Annotated in this window: 20 protein-coding genes; 9 read left to right on the forward strand and 11 right to left on the reverse strand. The window is 71.4% G+C overall.

Translation table 11 applies throughout. The features are described from left to right. The first annotated feature begins 19 nt into the window (after positions 1 to 19). Together ACSLIC_RS16300 and ACSLIC_RS16305 are read left to right on the forward strand one after the other, a co-directional pair. Entirely contained in the window at positions 20 to 1906 is a 1887-nt protein-coding gene (locus ACSLIC_RS16300) for an outer membrane protein assembly factor BamB family protein (RefSeq protein WP_436738427.1), read from the forward strand. A 328-nt stretch (positions 1907 to 2234) separates the two neighbouring features. Beyond that, complete coding sequence (locus tag ACSLIC_RS16305) at positions 2235 to 2966, forward strand: helix-turn-helix transcriptional regulator (protein WP_436738428.1); 732 nt, start codon at positions 2235 to 2237, stop codon at positions 2964 to 2966. Between the two features lie 34 nt (positions 2967 to 3000). Here the strand turns inward: ACSLIC_RS16305 and ACSLIC_RS16310 are convergent, their stop codons facing one another. Continuing rightward, positions 3001 to 3357: a hypothetical protein gene (locus ACSLIC_RS16310; protein ID WP_436738429.1), complete on the reverse strand. Its 357-nt coding sequence runs from the start codon at positions 3355 to 3357 to the stop codon at positions 3001 to 3003. A 33-nt stretch (positions 3358 to 3390) separates the two neighbouring features. Then, on the reverse strand, positions 3391 to 5064 hold the full coding sequence (locus tag ACSLIC_RS16315; protein WP_436738430.1) for a sodium:solute symporter family protein: 1674 nt from the start codon (positions 5062 to 5064) through the stop codon (positions 3391 to 3393). A gap of 227 nt (positions 5065 to 5291) precedes the next feature. Between ACSLIC_RS16315 and galT the strand changes: the two genes are divergently transcribed. From galT to ACSLIC_RS16335, 4 genes are all read left to right on the forward strand, one after another. Then, positions 5292 to 6359 (forward strand): galactose-1-phosphate uridylyltransferase, encoded by a 1068-nt coding sequence (gene galT / locus ACSLIC_RS16320; RefSeq protein WP_436738431.1) that lies wholly within the window; start codon positions 5292 to 5294, stop codon positions 6357 to 6359. Continuing rightward, entirely contained in the window at positions 6356 to 7360 is a 1005-nt protein-coding gene (galE, locus tag ACSLIC_RS16325) for a UDP-glucose 4-epimerase GalE (protein ID WP_436738432.1), read from the forward strand. The genes galT and galE overlap by 4 nt, the downstream gene beginning before the upstream one ends. Next, positions 7357 to 8544: a galactokinase gene (galK, locus tag ACSLIC_RS16330; RefSeq protein WP_436738433.1), complete on the forward strand. Its 1188-nt coding sequence runs from the start codon at positions 7357 to 7359 to the stop codon at positions 8542 to 8544. Before galE ends, galK begins: the two co-directional genes overlap by 4 nt. Before the next feature lie 349 nt (positions 8545 to 8893). Then, positions 8894 to 9655, forward strand: coding sequence for a LuxR C-terminal-related transcriptional regulator (locus ACSLIC_RS16335; RefSeq protein WP_436738434.1), 762 nt, complete (start codon positions 8894 to 8896; stop codon positions 9653 to 9655). Between the two features lie 335 nt (positions 9656 to 9990). On the opposite strand, the gene ACSLIC_RS16340 is transcribed toward ACSLIC_RS16335, so the two are convergent. From ACSLIC_RS16340 to ACSLIC_RS16350, 3 genes are read right to left on the reverse strand one after another with little or no spacing between them, the layout of a single operon-like run. Next, entirely contained in the window at positions 9991 to 10173 is a 183-nt protein-coding gene (locus tag ACSLIC_RS16340) for a hypothetical protein (protein ID WP_436738435.1), read from the reverse strand. Between the two features lie 13 nt (positions 10174 to 10186). Further along, entirely contained in the window at positions 10187 to 10528 is a 342-nt protein-coding gene (locus ACSLIC_RS16345; protein WP_436738436.1) for a hypothetical protein, read from the reverse strand. Next, complete coding sequence (locus ACSLIC_RS16350; protein WP_436738437.1) at positions 10509 to 10826, reverse strand: hypothetical protein; 318 nt, start codon at positions 10824 to 10826, stop codon at positions 10509 to 10511. The genes ACSLIC_RS16345 and ACSLIC_RS16350 overlap by 20 nt, the downstream gene beginning before the upstream one ends. 180 nt (positions 10827 to 11006) lie before the next feature. Between ACSLIC_RS16350 and ACSLIC_RS16355 the strand changes: the two genes are divergently transcribed. Beyond that, the gene (locus tag ACSLIC_RS16355; RefSeq protein ID WP_436738438.1) at positions 11007 to 11288 is read left to right on the forward strand and encodes a GntR family transcriptional regulator; all 282 of its coding nucleotides are present in this window, start codon (positions 11007 to 11009) and stop codon (positions 11286 to 11288) included. Positions 11289 to 11556: 268 nt separating this feature from the next. Here the strand turns inward: ACSLIC_RS16355 and ACSLIC_RS16360 are convergent, their stop codons facing one another. The 5 genes from ACSLIC_RS16360 to ACSLIC_RS16380 form a co-directional block, all read right to left on the reverse strand. Beyond that, the gene (locus ACSLIC_RS16360) at positions 11557 to 12546 is read right to left on the reverse strand and encodes a hypothetical protein (protein ID WP_436738439.1); all 990 of its coding nucleotides are present in this window, start codon (positions 12544 to 12546) and stop codon (positions 11557 to 11559) included. Next, positions 12543 to 13001 (reverse strand): NUDIX domain-containing protein, encoded by a 459-nt coding sequence (locus tag ACSLIC_RS16365; RefSeq protein ID WP_436738440.1) that lies wholly within the window; start codon positions 12999 to 13001, stop codon positions 12543 to 12545. Before ACSLIC_RS16365 ends, ACSLIC_RS16360 begins: the two co-directional genes overlap by 4 nt. A 575-nt stretch (positions 13002 to 13576) precedes the next feature. After that, positions 13577 to 13717: a hypothetical protein gene (locus tag ACSLIC_RS16370; protein ID WP_436738441.1), complete on the reverse strand. Its 141-nt coding sequence runs from the start codon at positions 13715 to 13717 to the stop codon at positions 13577 to 13579. A 40-nt stretch (positions 13718 to 13757) separates the two neighbouring features. Then, positions 13758 to 14174, reverse strand: a complete 417-nt coding sequence (locus tag ACSLIC_RS16375; RefSeq protein WP_436738442.1) for a hypothetical protein — start codon at positions 14172 to 14174, stop codon at positions 13758 to 13760. Positions 14175 to 14349: 175 nt separating this feature from the next. Then, positions 14350 to 14526, reverse strand: a complete 177-nt coding sequence (locus ACSLIC_RS16380) for a hypothetical protein (protein WP_436740493.1) — start codon at positions 14524 to 14526, stop codon at positions 14350 to 14352. A gap of 175 nt (positions 14527 to 14701) precedes the next feature. Here ACSLIC_RS16380 and ACSLIC_RS16385 point away from each other — a divergent pair, with 175 nt between their 5' ends. Beyond that, positions 14702 to 15544, forward strand: a complete 843-nt coding sequence (locus ACSLIC_RS16385) for a helix-turn-helix domain-containing protein (RefSeq protein ID WP_436738443.1) — start codon at positions 14702 to 14704, stop codon at positions 15542 to 15544. Continuing rightward, the gene (locus ACSLIC_RS16390) at positions 15523 to 15717 is read left to right on the forward strand and encodes a DUF397 domain-containing protein (protein ID WP_436738444.1); all 195 of its coding nucleotides are present in this window, start codon (positions 15523 to 15525) and stop codon (positions 15715 to 15717) included. Before ACSLIC_RS16385 ends, ACSLIC_RS16390 begins: the two co-directional genes overlap by 22 nt. Before the next feature lie 434 nt (positions 15718 to 16151). On the opposite strand, the gene ACSLIC_RS16395 is transcribed toward ACSLIC_RS16390, so the two are convergent. Beyond that, positions 16152 to 16649 (reverse strand): MarR family winged helix-turn-helix transcriptional regulator, encoded by a 498-nt coding sequence (locus tag ACSLIC_RS16395; protein ID WP_436738445.1) that lies wholly within the window; start codon positions 16647 to 16649, stop codon positions 16152 to 16154. Positions 16650 to 16706: the final 57 nt, after the last annotated feature.

Raw genomic sequence — 16706 nt, forward strand, 5'->3', positions numbered from 1 at the left:
GCACCGAGGTACCCACGCCATGACACAGCCGCCGTCCCAGCCGCCCAACGAGCCGCCCCAGGGCGGATTCGGCGCCCCGCAGGACCCGCCGCCCGGCGGATTCGGCGCGCCCCCGCCGGCCCAGCCGCCGCAGACCCCGCCCCCGGCCCCCGCCGACCAGGACGGCCCCGCCGCCGGAGGCGACCAGCCCCGGACCCCGCCCGCGCAGCCCGGCTACGGCTACCCGCAGACCCCGCCCCCGGGCCAACCCGGCTACGGCTATCCGCAGCAGCCGGGCCAGCAGCCGCAGGCCGCCCCCGGGTACGGCTTCCCGCAGCAGCCGGGCCAGCCGCCGCAGGGCGCCCCCGGCTACGGCTACCCGGGCCAACCGACGCCCCCGTACGGCCAGCCGCCGCAGCCCTACGGCTATCCGCAGCCCACCACCGTGCCGATGAACGCCCAGAGCTCCCCGGGCGGCGGCCGCAGGTTCGGCCCACAGGCCATGATCATCACGGCGGCCGTGGTGGCCATCGCGCTGATCGTCGGCGGCGGCCTCTGGTACAAGTCCTCGCAGGACGGCGGGACCACCGCCGGCGGCAGCGGGCAGGGCGGGACCGGCGAGGGCAAGGGCGGCTCCGGTGAGGCGCCCGGCGCCTCCGGCGGTGGAGAAGAGAAGATCCCGGCCGACCCCGGCTCCAAGGTGCTCTTCCAACTGCCCGCGCCCAAGATCGGGGACGAGGGCAGCTACCCCGTCAAGGGCTCCTGGCTGACCGGCAAGGTCTTCGCCAAGCCCGGCCTCTCCGAGATCAACGGCTACGACCTCGACTCCGGCAAGGCAGCCTGGACGACACCGCTCTCGGGCCAGCACTGCGCCTCCTCGCCGGAGATCGGCGACGGTGACATCGCGGCGGTCGTCTACCAGAACGCCAAGCAGACGGCGGACAACAAGGCTCCCGGCTGCGACAAGATCTCCGCGATCGACCTGGGCACCGGCGAGATCCTGTGGACCGAGTCGGTCGAGGTCACCTCGCGCCCCGCGCGCTACGACGAGGTCTCCATCAGCGGCAGCACGGTGGCTGTCGGAGGGGGCACCGACGGCGGCGCCGCCTTCGACCTGAAGACCGGCAAGGAGCTGTGGAAGCCGCAGAACGGCGACGCCTGCGAGGACGTCGGCTACCGCGGCGGCGAGGCGCTCGTGGCGGTCCGCAAGTGCGGCAGCCTCGACAACCCGAAGATGGAGGTGCAGCTCCTCGACGCCTCCGACGGCACCCCGAAGTGGAGCTACAAGCTCCCCGCCGGGCTCGACAACGCCAAGGTCATCTCCGTCGACCCGGTGGTCTTCGGCACCGACTCGCAGGAGATCACCGCCTCCGGCGTCACCGACGTCTTCGCCCTCGACGACAAGGGCGGCCTGCAGAGCCGCTTCCCGCTGGAGGAGGGCAGGTACCAGCACGACTGCGGCGTCAACAAGGTCCACGACTGCCGGCAGATCTTCGCGGGCAACGGCAAGCTCTACGTCCCCACCGCCGAGCACGACGCCCAGGGTGAGGAGTTCGGCCAGACCAACGAGATCCTGTCGTTCGACCTGACGACCGGCAAGCAGACCGGCGACCGCTTCGACGCCGGCGGCAAGTACAAGATCTACCCGCTGCGCATGGACGGAGAGAACCTCCTCGCCTACAAGGCGCCGCCCTACGACAAGGGCGGGCAGATCGTCACCATCGACCCGACCAGCGGTAAGCAGACGGTCCTGTTGGAGAACCCGGCCGCCGAAGCCGTCCGCAACGTCGAGCGGAACTTCCTCCCGGACTTCGGCGAGGTCGTCTACGGCGACGGCCGCCTGTTCATGTCCGCCCTGTACATCCGCGAGCCCAGCGAGGTGACGAAGGAGCCGGAGTACCTGGCCATCGCCTTCGGCACCAAGTGAGCTGATCGCGCCGCCCTTCGAGGGCGCGCACCCAGGTCCTGCCCCGTCCCCGGTTCCGCCGGGTGCGGGGCAGAACCGTCGGCGGAAGGGGGACCAGGTCCGGGAGCGAGACCGGGGCCGGGCCGAACTCGGCGCGCTCATAGGGGTTTTCGTCGACGGAGCGGGCCGCGTTTGAGGGCCGGGGGCAGGTGGAGAGGTTCGGGGCGGCGCGGTGTGGCGGAGGGGCGGCGAATGCCGCGAAACCGGGCCACGGTCGTGAGGGAGCGTGTAACTTCCGGGAGACGTACGGCCGGTGGGCCGGAGCGGGGACTGCGTGGAGGGCGGCCGGATGGGCGTGCGGGTGATGGTGGTGGACGATCACCGGCTGCTGGCGGAGGCACTGGCCTCGGCGCTGAAACTGCGCGGTCACCGGGTGCTCGCGGCAGCCGCCCCGGCCAGGGGCGCCGCCGACCTGGTGGTCGCCCGGGCCCCCGAGGTCTGCCTCATCGGTACCGCCACCCCCGCCGAGCCGGGCATCTTCGACCCGGTCGTCCGCATCCGCGCCGAGGCGCCGCAGGTGGCCGTGGTGGTCCTCGGCCCGGTGCCCAGCCCGCGCGGCATCGCCGCCGCCTTCGCGGCCGGGGCCTGCGGCTACGTCCGGCACGACGAGCGGATAGAGGGCGTGGAGCGCGCCATCGTCCGGGCCTGCAAGGGCGAGGCCGTGGTGGCGCCCCAGCTCCTCGCCGGCGCCTTCGCGGAACTGCTCAACCCGGCCGCCCAGCCCGACGACGAGGGCCAGCGGCTGCTCGCCCTGCTCACCCCGCGCGAGGTGGAGGTGCTGGTCCGGGTCGCCGAGGGCGAGGACACCCGGGTGATCGCCGCGGGCATGGGCATCGCCCCGAGCACCGCCCGGACCCATGTGCAGCGGGTGCTGATGAAGCTGGGGGTCGGCTCCCGGCTGGAGGCCGCCGCGCTCGCCGCCCGTACCGGACTGCTGGACCGGGCGGCGCCGGTCGTCCCCATGCAGCGCGGCGGGCCCACCGGGGTCCCGGAAAGGCCGTGGGGGCGGCGGTCCCCGTGAAGAACCGCCGCCCCCACGGCGCGTGCCGTACGGGTCAGTCGCGTCCGGTGGGCCCGGTCTCCGGCCCGGCGGCGCCGGCCGCTTCCTGGGGGAGCGGCGGGGTGGGCGGGACGGTCGGCCGGAGCCTGACCCAGATCACGAAGAACAGGCCGAGGGCGAGCATGCCCAGCCCGGTCCACAGGTTGATGTTGATGTCCTGGGCCTTCTCCAGGTCGGCGTCGGTGGCGAAGAGCCCGGCGGCGCCGACGATCAGGCCGTAGACGACGAAGAGCGCGCCGATGATGCGGCGGATGTCGAACAGCCGGGCGGCCGTGGCCGACTTGGCTTCCAGCTCGGTGACCTCGTCCTGGAAGGCGTGGCCCTCCGCGGGCGGATTCTGCTTCTCGGTCATGGTGGGGCGTCCTTGGCGTGGGTGCGGGCCGGGTCAGAAGGAGAACGGCACGTAGCAGACGGCGGCGAGGATGACCGCGCCCCAGCCCAGCAGGGCCGGCTTGCGGTACCAGACCTCGTCGCCCTCCTCGGCGCCCTCCAGGTCGAGGCCGGGCGACCTGGTGCCGTAGACGAGGCCGGCGAGCTGCTCGACCGGCTTCGGCTTCGTCACCAGGGTGACCACCACCATGACGAGGCCGCCGACGACGAACGCGACGATCGAGGAGACGAAGTTGGCGCCCTGGTCGCTCGGGATGTCGATGATGCCCTGCTGGTACAGCCAGAAGTAGTTCACCATGGCGGCCGCGGTGCCGGAGAGCAGGCCCCAGAAGCCGGCGGCCGGGGTGGTGCGCTTCCAGAACATGCCGATGATGAAGACCACGAACAGCGGGACGTTGAAGAACGAGAAGAGGGTCTGCAGGTAGTTCATGATGTTGCTGAACCCGGCCGCGATGAACGCGGTACCCATGCCGATCAGCACACCCACGGCCGTGACGACCCGGCCGGCCTTCAGGTAGTAGCCGTCCTCGCGGCCCTTCTTCAGGTACGCGGCCCAGATGTCGTTGGTGAAGACCGTGTTGAACGAGGAGACGTTGGCCGCCATGCCCGCCATGAAGGCGGCGAGCAGACCGGTCACCGCGATGCCGAGGACACCGTTGGGCAGCAGGTCGCGCATGAGGACCGGGATGGCGTCGTTGTAGTCGAGCCCGCTGCCGGCCTGGCCGATGGTCGGCTCCATGACCAGCGCGATGAAGCCGGGCACCACGACGACCATCGGGATGAGGATCTTCGGGAAGGCGGCGATCAGCGGGGTGCGCTTGGCGGCCGACAGGTTCTTCGCGGAGAGCGCGCGCTGCACCTCGGCGAAGTTGGTCGTCCAGTAGCCGAAGCTCATGACGAAGCCGAGGCCCAGCACGATGGTCAGCCAGTTGGCGCCCAGCGGATTGGCCTCGCCGATGCCGGTGCCGTCCCAGGCGGTGAGGAAGTCGCCGCCCTGGGAGGCGGAGAGCGAGTCGGTGATGCCCTGCCAGCCGCCGACCCGCTTGAGGCCGACGACGGTCAGCGGGATCAGCGCCGCCAGGATCACGAAGAACTGGAGGACCTCGTTGTAGATCGCCGAGGAGAGCCCGCCGATCGTGATGTAGGCGAGGACGAAGAAGCCGGCGACGACGATGGCGACCCACTCGGGCCAGCCGAGCAGCGCCTCCAGCACGATCGCCATGGCGTAGAGGTTGACGCCCGCGATCAGCACCGAGGAGACGGCGAAGATCACGGAGGAGAGCAGGTGGGAGGAGGGCCCGAACCGGTGGAGCAGGAACTCGGGGACCGACCGGACCTTCGACCCGTAGTAGAACGGCATCATCACCAGGCCCAGGAAGACCATGGCCGGGATGGCGCCGATCCAGTACCAGTGCACGGTGTACGCGCCGTACTGCACACCGTTGGCCGCCATGCCGAGGATCTCGGTGGCGCCGAGGTTGGCCGCGACGAACGCGAGTCCGGTCACCCAGGCAGGCAGGGAGCGTCCCGAGAGGAAGAAGTCGAGGCTGGTCCTCACCGAACGCCTGGCGGCGAAGCCGATGCCCAGGACCACGGCGAAGTAGATCGCCAGGATCGTGTAGTCGAGCCCGTTGGTCGGGAGCCGGAGCCCCTCGGCGAGATAGAGCATGGGGGAACTCGCTTCGTTGCGCGAACTGAACGAGACGGGAACCTACGCGCTAAGCGTCAAGATCTGAACAGTTTTGTTGATTTTCTTTGTTTGATCGTGATGGGACGGGGTGGTTCCTCCAGGTTTCCCGCAGATTGCCGCCGGGGGGCCCTGGGTTGACGGCACTGTTGCCCTATGATTGATTGTGTTGGGTTATGTTGATTGATTGGGTGTGTGAGGGTGCTCGCGTGAAGAAGACCTCGACCCGGCTGTCCGACGGCCGCGAGCTCATCTACTACGACCGGGACGACAGCCGGGAGCGCGCCGCCCCCGACCCGCGCCCGGCCGACCAGGTCGCCACCGCCTCCGAGGTCCGCCAGGACCGGCTGCTCGGCGACTTCGTCGCCATCGCCTCGCACCGCCAGGGCCGCACCCACCTGCCGCCCGCCGACGCCTGCCCGCTCTGCCCGGCCCGGCCCGGCGGCCACCAGGGCGAGATCCCGGACGACGCCTACGACGTGGTGGTCTTCGAGAACCGCTTCCCCTCGCTCTCCGGCCCCACCGGCCGCTGCGAGGTGGTCTGCTTCACCTCCGACCACGACACCTCCTTCGCCGGCCTCGACGAGGAGTCGGCCCGCCTCGTCCTGGAGGTATGGCGTGACCGCACAGCCGCCCTCTCCCGGCTCGACTCCGTGCGCCAGGTCTACTGCTTCGAGAACCGGGGCGTCGAGATCGGCGTCACCCTCGGCCACCCGCACGGCCAGATCTACGGCTACCCGCAGATCACCCCCCGCACCAGGCTCATGCTCCAGTCGGTCGCCGGCCACCGCGCCGCCACCGGCCGCAACCTCTTCGACGACCTGGTGGCCCGCGAACGCGCCGACGGCGAGCGGATCGTCCTGGAGACCGGGCACTGGACCGCCTTCGTCCCGTACGCCGCCCACTGGCCGTACGAGATCCACCTGTACCCCCGCCGCCGGGTCGCCGACCTCACCGCGCTGGACGAGGCCGCGCGCGCCGAGTTCCCCGGGGTCTACCTGGAGCTGCTGCGCCGCTTCGACCGGATCTTCGGCGAGGGACGCCCGCCGACCCCGTACGTCTCCGGCTGGCACCAGGCGCCCTTCGGCGGGCCGAGGCCCGGCGAGCCGGCCGTGGCGCGCGAGGAGTTCGCCCTCCACCTGGAACTCTTCACCGTGCGACGCACCGAGGGAAAGCTGAAGTTCCTCGCCGGTTCCGAGTCCGGCATGAGTGTGTTCGTCAACGATGTGCCGCCGGAGGCCGCGGCGCGGCGACTGAGAGAGGTAGCGAGTTCATGAGCGTAGGCAAGTACCTGGTCACCGGGGGCGCCGGTTACGTCGGCAGCGTCGTCGCCCGGCACCTGCTGGAGGCCGGCCACCAGGTGGTCGTCCTGGACGACCTCTCCACCGGCTTCCGCGAGGGCCTTCCCGAGGGTGCCGAGTTCATCGAGGGCCGCGTCCAGGACGCCGCCCGGTGGCTCGACGCCAGCTACGACGGCGTCCTCCACTTCGCCGCCTTCTCCCAGGTCGGCGAGTCCGTCGTCGACCCCGAGAAGTACTGGGTCAACAACGTCGGCGGCACCACCGCGCTGCTCGCCGCCATGCGCGGGGCCGGCGTGCGCCGCCTGGTCTTCTCCTCCACCGCCGCCACCTACGGCGAGCCTCTCTCCGTCCCCCTCACCGAGACCGACCCGACCGCGCCGACCAGCCCGTACGGCGCCTCCAAGCTCGCCGTCGACCACATGATCAGCGGCGAGTGCCACGCCCACGGCCTGGCCGCCGCCTCCCTGCGCTACTTCAACGTGGCCGGCGCCTACGGCGGCTGCGGCGAGCGCCACGATCCCGAGTCGCACCTCATCCCCCTCGTCCTCCAGGTCGCCCAGGGCCGCCGTGAGGCCGTCTCCGTCTACGGCGACGACTACCCGACGCCCGACGGCACCTGCGTCCGCGACTACATCCACGTCGCCGACCTCGCGGAGGCCCACCTCCTCGCCCTCGGCGCCGTCGCCCCCGGCGAACACCTCGTCTGCAACCTGGGCAACGGCAACGGCTTCTCCGTCCGCGAGGTGATCGAGACGGTCCGGAAGGTCACCGGCCACCCCGTCCCCGAGACCCCCGCCGCGCGCCGCGCGGGCGACCCGGCCGTCCTCGTCGCCTCCGCCGAGACCGCCCGCACCCGCCTCGGCTGGGTGCCCGCCCGCCCCGGCCTCGACCGCATCGTCCAGGACGCCTGGGACTTCGCCCGCCACGGCCGCGCCCGTGGCGCCGAGGCCGCCGTGACCGCCGGGGGCGGCGCGTGACCGCCGCCGGGCCAGAGGACGAGACGCGCCGGGCCGAGGCGGTCGCGGAAGGCTTCCGCGAGCTGTACGGCCGCGACCCCGAGGGCGTCTGGGCCGCGCCAGGACGGGTCAACCTCATCGGCGAGTACACCGACTTCAACGACGGCTTCGTGCTGCCGCTCGCCCTGCCGCACACCGCCGTCGCCGCCGTCGCCCGCCGCGACGACGGCGTCCTGCGCGTCCACTCCGCCGACCTCCCGCACCCGGTCACCGAAGTCGGCGTCGACGGACTGGCCCCCGGCCGCGACACCTCCTGGGCCGCCTACCCGGCCGGGGTCGTGTACGCCCTGCGTACCGCCGGCCACCCCGTCGGCGGCGCCGACCTGCACCTCGCCTCCACCGTGCCGACCGGCGCCGGGCTCTCCTCCTCGGCCGCCCTGGAGGTGGTGACCGCCCTCGCCCTGAACGACCTGTACGGCCTCGGGCTCACCCGCCTTGAACTGGCCCGGCTCGCCCAGCGCGCCGAGAACGAGTTCGTCGGCGTCCCCTGCGGCCTCATGGACCAGACGGCCGCCGCCTGCTGCACCGAGGGCCACGCCCTGCACCTGGACACCCGCGACCTCTCCCTGCGCCAGGTCCCCTTCGCCCCCGCCGACGACGGCCTCGCCCTGCTGGTCGTCGACACCCGCGTCCAGCACGCGCTGGGCGACGGGGCGTACGCCGAGCGGCGCGCGGGGTGCGAGGAGGGTGCGCGGCGCCTGGGCGTGAGCCATCTGCGGGACGTGCCGCACGCCGAACTGCCGACCGCCCTGGAGCGGCTGGCGGACGCCGGTGAGCACGTCGTCCGCTACGTCCGCCACATCGTCGAGGACAACCACCGCGTCGGCGAGGTCATCGCCCTGCTCGACGCCGGAGAGGTCCGCGCGGTCGGCCCCGTCCTCACCGAGGGCCACCGCTCCCTCCGCGACGACCTGCGGGTCTCCTGCGCCGAACTCGACCTGGTCGTCGAGTCGGCGCTCGCGGCGGGCGCGCTGGGCGCCCGGATGACCGGGGGAGGCTTCGGCGGCTCCGCGGTGGTCCTCACCGAAGCCGACGCGGCCGACCGCACCGGCGACGCGGTCCGCGCGGCCTTCGCCGCCGCCGGTCACCCCGAGCCGCGGATCTTCCCCGCGCTGCCGTCGGCGGGAGCGCGCCGGATCGGCTGAGAAGGGCCCGGTGGGCCCAAAGGCGACCTGAGCCGGCGCACTCCGGTCCCTTCCGTCCCCCGGACCACACACGTCACGGGTCCGGCCGGTCGGGGCCGGTCTGTGCCGGTCGGTTGGTGGCCAGTTCTGCAAATCCACTTCCGCCCGGGGGCCCCGTCCGTACTCTGAGAGACCAGCGCCGGTGGGGGCCGGTGCCGTTCAGGGGGCGAGACCGTCGGGGTCTGGCGCCCGGAGCGGGACGGGGACCGGGCGGCGGCCGGGTGGCCCGCATCCTCCGCCGCGGGCGGAGGCCGCGCCGGGTACCGCGACCGTGACCGTCCGTTCCCCCGGCCAGTGGGGGTTTCGCAACGTGGTCCGTATCCGAGTCCTGGTCGTCGACGACCATCGCATCTTCGCCGAGTCCCTGGCGGCGGCGCTCACCGCCGAGCCCGACGTGGACGTCTCCGCCGCCGGCAGCGGCCCGGCCGCCCTGCGCCGCCTGGAACGCGGCACCGCCGAGGGCCGCCCCTACGACGTCCTGCTGGTCGACGCCGACCTCGGCGCGGGGCGCCCGCCGCAGCAGATCGCGCCGGTGCGCGAGGTCGGGGGCGAGGGGGCGCCCGTCGACGGGATCGCGCTCGTCGCGGGGGTGCGGACGGTGCGGCCTGATGTCCGTACGGTCGTCCTCGCCGAGCGGGACGATCCCCGGCGGGCCGCGCTCGCCCTCCAGGCCGGGGCCGTCGGCTGGGTCGCCAAGGACTGTTCGCTCTCGCGGCTGCTCACCGTCGTGCGCGGGGTGCTACGGGACGAGACGCACCTGCCGCCCGCGCTGCTCACCGGGGTCCTGCGGGAGCTCACCGCCGCGCGCAAGCACCGCAGCGACAGCGAGCGCCTGGTCGAGTCGCTGACACCGCGCGAGCGCGAGGTGCTCCGCTGCATGGTGGCCGGGCTCGGCCGCAAGGCCGTCGCCGAGCGCCTGTTCCTCTCCCCGCACACCGTCCGCACCCACATGCAGAACGTTCTCGGCAAGCTCGGCGTCCACTCCACCCTCGCCGCGGTGGCCCTGGCCCGCCGCGCGGGGGTCGATCCGGCCGACCTGGCCACGCCCGCGAACGGGGTGCGGGTGGGGTAGGCCCGGCCGTGCCGGGCCGTGTCCCTCACCAGGCTCAGCCCCGTCCGGGCTGTCTTCGGCCGCCACCCCGGCCGACCGTGCCGGTCACCGACTGGCCTCAAACGCCGGCCGGGCTGGGGCTGGGCTTCGCCCCGTTCTGCCGCCTCCTGCCCGTGCCGGTCACTGATTGGCCTCAAGCGCCGGCCGGGCTGTGGGGGTTCGCGGTTCGTTCGTCGTGTTGGTCGGGCGTGGCCGCACCGGGGTAGGACCTACACCCGTGCAGCTCGAAAAACACCAGGTCAGACGTAAGAGAACCCCCGCCCGGTTCGCGTCCGAGCGGGGGCTCCTTGGGGACGTCAGTCGCAGAACGAAGACTTCACTGCCTTCACGATGGCTTCCCCCTGGTCGTCGCTGAGGCTCGGCACGGTGCCCCCCTCGTACCTGAGGACGGCTTTCGTGCGGACGGCCTCGCCGTCCTCTCCGGCCTGAATGTTCATGCAGATGTTGCGGGCCCGGCTCGCCGCTCGGTCTTCCTTCACGACTGGCCCCGGGTCAACGACGCGGTAGTCCAGCTATCAGGTCGGCGGTCTGCGCGGCGTTGGGCGATGAAATGGCGGACGGCTTGGCGGGCTCGTCGGTCTCGGCGTCGGCTGCTGGTTCCTTGCTCGGCTCGGGTGTCGTCTCGGCAACGGCGAGCTTGGCCGTGTCCGCTGTGGTGTCGTCTTCAAACAGGCTGCCGATCCCCCCCAATGACGAGCAACGCCCCTGCGATTGCCAGCCAGTATCCAGCGAACGGCTACGGGGGCGTACGTCCAGCGCTTGCAGCGGCAGCAGGCGGCGCCGCTCGGGGCGGGGACGGTCGGGGTGCGGAAGCTCACGCGGCCACCCGCTCACGCTTCACGATGCTGCCGAGCGGCATGGTCGGAAAGTCGTAGTCCACCCCCAGGCGGGCAAACTCGGCTGCCCACACCCTTTCGCGCTGCTCCGGGGACAGCTCTCGCGTGCGCGGGTTGGTGAAGATGGCCCGGACTTCCCGCGAGGACGGCGAGGTCCACGGGCGGGACCAGGGGTTCGCGGCGGGGGCCGGCATCGAGGCGGGTCCGGCGAAGTGCTGGGCACTGTGGCGTCCGGGTCGGCGGGGGGCGAGGACGGAGAGCACCCAGGCGAGGGTGCGGGCGATAAGGTCGCGCATGTCGTTTCAGCTCCCTAAGGCTGTCTCGGCTGCCTCGGCGGACCGGTCCTACGCGGTCCGTCGGGGCTTTTTCTTTGCCGAGCACGGGGCTTCACGTCAACACATGTGAGCACTTGTCAAGGCACGTCAAGCAACGTGGCCGAATGTGCCTCTCCGGGGCGCGCCCGATACGGTTCGCCCATGGAATTCGGCCCGGATGACCAGGTGGAGCGCGACGCCCCCGAAGCGCCTTACGAACAGCTCGCGGGCATCCTGCGGGCTCGTCTCGAACGTGGCGATTGGAAGCCCCGCCGCCCCATCCCCTCAGAAGCGCGTCTGTGCGATGAGTACGGGCTGTCCCGCCCCACGGTGCGCCGCGCCGTTGCCGAGCTGGTGTCCGCCGGACTCGTTTTCACCGTGCCGCAGCGAGGCACCTACGTGTGCGCATCGAGGGCCGAGGACGAGCGCCAGGGCGACACCTAGCCATCAAGGAAGTGCCCCGCCCGCACCGCGTGGGACCAGCGGTACGAGGGGCAGTGCCGTACGACTCTCGGGTGCCCCGGGGTCGTACGGCGCCGCCCTCGGGTGGGCAGCCGGCGTGATGGAGTACCGGCGCCCCGGGAAGTCCCTCCCCGAGGGCGGAGGCATGGATCTACGGCCGTTCCTCATGGGTTGCCCAGACGGGTGGGGAGAGCCCCGCCCGCGTTTCCCCGGGGGCAGGAGGTACGGACGGGGGCGGTTGGGCCGGCCGCTAGGCAGCCAATCCGGGCTGGAAGTACCCCGGTGTGCGGAACAGCCCCGCAAAGGTGCCAGGGCCGTGCCGGGCGTCCAGCCACGCGACCAGTTCCGACATGTCACCGGTGATGATGGCCGCGAGAAGACGGGTGTGGCACTCGTGCTCTTCCCCGCAGGCGAACTCCTTGAGGAAGTGGGCGTACCGCCGGTCTACGCCCTTCTCGTAGCCGGCGAGCGCCGCCGCATAGCGCGTCTGCTCCTCGCTCTCAGGCACATCGAGTACCCGCGTGGTGTCTGCTTCCGTGAGTGTTCCCGTCACGTCCCGGAACGCGAGCGCGCCGAGAACGTCCGGGGGCTCCTCGATGCCGAACAGCCTCGCCGCATGACGCGTGATGGAACGTGCCTCGCGGTCGCAGGCGCCTTCCATCACGATGCCGAGATTTCGCGTGTGCGGCGTCCCGCGCTCGTCGGAAGCCGAATACGACTGACCGGTTGCCCGGCGGAAGTTGATGCCGTACTGAGTGCGTACGGGCATCCCTGCCACTTCCACGTACCGCCGTCGCGATCCGTAGTGAAGGCAGTCATGGGCGTACGCCCGCAGCAGATCGAGCAGCGCCAGCGAGGGCCGTTCGGGGTTCGGCCGTTCCATGGGCCCGAACATCGTGATCACGGCCACCATCTGAAAGTGCCGGTATCCCTGGTCCGGGTGGTGGAACCCGCCGAAGGCACCCGCCCGCGTGGACTCGCAGCCGACCAACACACGGTCGAGCGGCAGCATCCTCGTGAGCCCGTATCCGGAGTACCGGCGCCGTGTCCCCTCGATCCCGGCGCGGATCAACGCGGTGTCGATGCCGTCCGTTGCCCACTGGGCGAGCCGTTCCGAGAGGGGGCGGAACGTGTGATCCGGGTGCTTGCCCGTGAGTGGGGCAGCATCGGCACGCATTGCTGCCAGTCCCGCCAACGCTTCGGACCCGCTGACGGACTCGTTCGGGGCGAGGACCGTCAAGTCGCCGCCGGTCCGGTCGTGATGAGCTGAATGTGCGCCTCTTGCATCCCTTCCGGGAGCGCATCCGGGCTGAACCACTTTGCCTCCAGAATCTCGAAGCTGTCGAGCTTGAGAGTTCCGCCCACGCAGAGAGCTTCGTACGCGATCTCTACGCGGAGCTTGTAGCCGCTGGTCACCTGAACCAGCCGCCCCGGCACGACGTCTAGGCCGGTCTCTTCCCTGACCTCGCGAACGATGGTCTTCGGGAATTCCTCCTCCTTGACGGCGTAGCCGGTCGGGAGTCCCCACGGTCGATCGGCGGGCCACATGCGGTGCTTGAGCAGCAGGACTTCCCCCGCTTCGTTCCGCACCACACCCGTGACGCCGATCATGAACTTGGCGTGGGCGAACCACAGGACGCGCCACTGCAACGGGCCGCGAATGAGCTTCCACACGCGGGCAACAACTCGTTTCACAGGCACCCTTTCGTTCGGGCAAGCACGAAGCGCGCTTGCGGTGACGGATCAACCTATGGCGTGCGGGGCGGGTCACGCCCATGCCTCCGCGGACCCGCCCCAGTCGTTCAACTCCGCGTTGTTCGTGATGCGGCGCCGAACGGACCGCCCTCGGTTGGGCTGCCGATCGTGATGGAGCACCGGCGCCCCGGGGAGTTTCCACCGAGGGCGGAAGTCTGGGTCGTCCGGCTGCCGACCTGTCCGAAGACAGCCGGACGGCTTCTCACCCGTCCCGGCGCGTGTGGGCGGTGCCGGAACGGGGGGCTTAAGCCGGAGGAGACTCCGGCGGGGTGGGGTGCTCGCGCTCGGGATCGTCCTGCCCCTTGAGCGGGTACAGGTGGTCCCACGGGACCCACCACCAGCCGAGCCACAGCCAGTGGATCGGCCCCGGGCGGCGGCGGTGATGCGATCGATGATCCGTAAGGGCACGGGCACGCTTTCGGGAGGCGGGTGGTCAGGGGGCTGCATGCGGGCGGTCAGGACGGCCACCGTCGCGATCCAGGCGAGGGACGCGAGGGTGACCAGGACGTTCCGCGTCACGCGAGGTCCGGCGGCAGCTCGTGCGTACGACCGCACGCGAGCATCGGGCACTTGACGGAGCGGGGCGCGGGCTCGTCGGCCTGGCCGTCGTTCTCGGCCTGGCGGTGCTCAACGTGGTCGTCGGGCTTGGTCTTCACGTCTACTCCTCGGGGTGGTAGTTCGCCCGGCCGACGACCGTCACACCGGCGACCGGGCGAAGCGGAGGGGGTGCGCCGTCGTGGGTTGGACGGAGCACGGAACGAGCAGGGGGCGGGCGGTCAGCCGGTACCAGCCGGCGGCGTCCCGGGCGATGAACACGAACGGCTCGCCGAACGCGAGACGCTGCGCGGCGTCGTCCTGGCACTCAAGAGATGCGGCCCAGCCGCGCAGGGCACCGGGGGCGTCACGGGCAGCCGCCGGTATTCGGCGGAGCACCCCCGCCGGGGCCCACGGAACACCGGGGGGCGGGTCGAGACCGTCCGCGAGCCGGAGAGCCTGCCCGCGCAGCCACCGGAGAGCGAGCCGACGCGTCGGGGCGACGGTGCCCCCGAGGAACACGGCCCGCCGGTCGTCGCCGCCATACGTCTCGGCGAGGAATTCGACGGCGCCGCTCACGACTGCCCCCGAATCATCCTGCGCATCCGGTTCTCATCTGCCATGCGGGCCCGAAGCTGGCCCAGCGAGGCGGAGTCGTCGCCCGGCTCGGGGGCGGGCTCGGGGCGACAGTGCTTGCACCCGCACGGCGGGTACCGCAACGGGTTGTCGTCAGAACACGCGTAGTCGGCAGCCATCACGACGACCCCCGCGCCGAGCACTCCGACGACTTCCGGTGCCGGGCCAGCAGGACCCGGCAGTCCGTCGCCTTGCTGTAGTCGTACTCGGCGCTGGCGGCCTTCTCGGCGCGCTGGTACGCCGCACAGTCCGAGCAGCCACTGGAGAGCGGCAGTGCAACAGGCGATGTGGTCACGGCGGCCCCCCGGGACGGCGGCGGGTAAGCGGTGGCGGGCACCCGCTGTCTGCGCGTCATCTTCCTCGCCTTCCGTAGTCGTCCGGTTTCGATCTGCTCCCGCAATCGGTAGTTCTCGCTACCCTCGGAAGAGGTTTTCTGTAGCCGTTTTCCGAACGGCGACAAGGGAGTGGGGATGCCCAAACGCAAGTCCGAATCCGGCGCGACGGTGACCGCGCGAACCGTGCTTCAGGAGAACTTGGAGCGCCTACGCACGCAGGCTGACCTGTCGTTCGAGGAGCTGAACGAAAAGACGGGGTGGAACCGCGCCTACCTTCATCGGCTTCACGCCGGGGCCAGCATCGGGACCCCGGAGGTGATGGAGTCCTTGGACGGTGTGTATGGCTCGGGCACCCAGCTCCAACACCTCTGGACCCTGGCGCGTGACGACGCCTTTGGGGACCGGTACCGGGTGTTCATGGACAAGGAGCGCGTGGCGACGGTCCAGTACAAGTATTCGTGCAGCGTGGTGCCGGGACTGTTCCAGACGGCGGAGTACGCCCGTGCTCTGATGTCGCGCTACCCGACGCGGAGCGAGGAGGAGCTACGCGAGGAGGTTTCCAAGCGGCTGAGCCGACAGGAGATCCTCACGGCCGAGAAGCCACCCCACGTGCGGGTGATACTCGATGAGACGGTGTTCCGCCGGACGCCTCCGGAGCCCATCTGGCGTGAGCAGCTGGCCGTGCTCATCGAGGCCGCGCAGCGTCCGAACGTGACGATTCAAGTGGTGCCGTTCTCCGCGGGCCTGCACGGTCTGGAAGGCGGTTCGCTCACGGTTCTGTGGCTGCCCACCGGCAAGGCGGTCGCCTATCTGGAGAGTTCCGATTCCGGGGAGTTGGTGGAGGAGCCGGGGCGGGTGGAACAGCTCCGGCTGTCCTACGATCTGCTACGTGACGATGCGCTCTCCCCGGAGGCGTCTCGTGAGTTCATGGAGTCCTTGAGCAAGGAGAGCACCGGATGCGATCCCGACCCGACCTGACCTCGGCCACCTGGCGGAAGTCCTCTTACAGCAACGCGGGCGGGGGAGACTGCGTCGAGGTTGCAGACGGCTTCAACGGCGTTGTGCCGGTCCGAGACTCAAAGCGCCCGACCGGTCCGGCACTGGTCTTCCCAGCCTCGGCCTGGCGAGTGTTTGTGGGTGGCCTGGGCTGACGCCGGGCACCTGCCTAGACATGCCGAAAGCCCTGCCACGCACCCGAGTTGGGAGCCTGGCGGGGCTTTCGTAGTGCTGCCGGTTACGCGGCCGTGGCCCACTGCGAGAGGGCAGCAGCGGCGGAGCCGGCGGGGCGGGGCCGGCAGGGCGGGGCTGGTCGGGGTACCGGCCGGTGAGGTAGACGCCCCATCCGGAGACGAGCAGCGTGGCGGTGTGCATCGGGCGGACGACAACCCGGCCACACCCGGGCCACCCCAGCCCGGCCGGCGCTGAGGCCAGTCCGTGACCGGCACGGTCGAGGAGTTGCCCAGTCGGGGCGGAGCCCAGCCCAGCCCCAGCCCGGCCGGCGCCTGAGGCCAGTCGGGGACCGGCACGGTCGGAAGGCGGCCCAGTCGGGGCAGAGCCCAGCCACCCCCAGGCGAGCCCCGCAGGGTCACCCCGGGATGTTGTCGAACGGGGCCGTCAGCGCCCGGAGGAGGCGGGCCAGTTCGGCCCGCTGAGCCGGGGACAGCTCGCCCAGGATCGCCCGCTCCTGGGCGAGCAGCCCGGCGAGGGAGCGGTCGGCCCGGTCGCACCCCTCGTCGGTGAGACGGACCAGCACACCTCGCCGGTCACTGGGGTCGGGCAACCGCTCGACCAGCCCCTTCTTGGCGAGCCGGTCGATCCGGTTCGTCATGGTCCCGGAGGTGACCAGCGTCTGGGTCAGCAACTGCCCGGGCGAGAGCTGATAGGGCTCCCCCGACCGCCGCAAGGCGGTCAGCACATCGAACTCCCAGGGTTCGAGCTGGTGCTCGGCGAAGGCGATCCTCCGGGCCCGGTCGAGATGCCGCGCCAGCCTGCTGACGCGGCTGAGCACTTCCAGCGGCTCCACGTCGAGGTCCGGGCGCTCCCGGCGCCACGCTGCGACCAGTCGATCGACCTCGTCCTCCATGCGGATCAGTGTAGTAGGTCTGTCGACGTGAAGTCTCTTGACGTCAAGATAGTTCGG

This window comes from Streptomyces sp. BBFR102 (assembly GCF_051397025.1).
Classification (GTDB): Bacteria; Actinomycetota; Actinomycetes; order Streptomycetales; family Streptomycetaceae; genus Streptomyces.

What these genes read in the sequence shown, in the direction of transcription:
- ACSLIC_RS16300 (WP_436738427.1), top strand. Translation starts at nt 20, where the DNA reads ATGACACAGCCGCCGTCCCAGCCGCCCAACGAGCCGCCCCAGGGCGGA.
- ACSLIC_RS16305 (WP_436738428.1), top strand. Translation starts at nt 2,235, where the DNA reads ATGGGCGTGCGGGTGATGGTGGTGGACGATCACCGGCTGCTGGCGGAG.
- ACSLIC_RS16310 (WP_436738429.1), bottom strand. Translation starts at nt 3,357, where the DNA reads ATGACCGAGAAGCAGAATCCGCCCGCGGAGGGCCACGCCTTCCAGGAC.
- ACSLIC_RS16315 (WP_436738430.1), bottom strand. Translation starts at nt 5,064, where the DNA reads ATGCTCTATCTCGCCGAGGGGCTCCGGCTCCCGACCAACGGGCTCGAC.
- galE (WP_436738432.1), top strand. Translation starts at nt 6,356, where the DNA reads ATGAGCGTAGGCAAGTACCTGGTCACCGGGGGCGCCGGTTACGTCGGC.
- ACSLIC_RS16350 (WP_436738437.1), bottom strand. Translation starts at nt 10,826, where the DNA reads ATGCGCGACCTTATCGCCCGCACCCTCGCCTGGGTGCTCTCCGTCCTC.
- ACSLIC_RS16355 (WP_436738438.1), top strand. Translation starts at nt 11,007, where the DNA reads ATGGAATTCGGCCCGGATGACCAGGTGGAGCGCGACGCCCCCGAAGCG.
- ACSLIC_RS16385 (WP_436738443.1), top strand. Translation starts at nt 14,702, where the DNA reads ATGCCCAAACGCAAGTCCGAATCCGGCGCGACGGTGACCGCGCGAACC.
- ACSLIC_RS16390 (WP_436738444.1), top strand. Translation starts at nt 15,523, where the DNA reads ATGCGATCCCGACCCGACCTGACCTCGGCCACCTGGCGGAAGTCCTCT.
- ACSLIC_RS16395 (WP_436738445.1), bottom strand. Translation starts at nt 16,649, where the DNA reads ATGGAGGACGAGGTCGATCGACTGGTCGCAGCGTGGCGCCGGGAGCGC.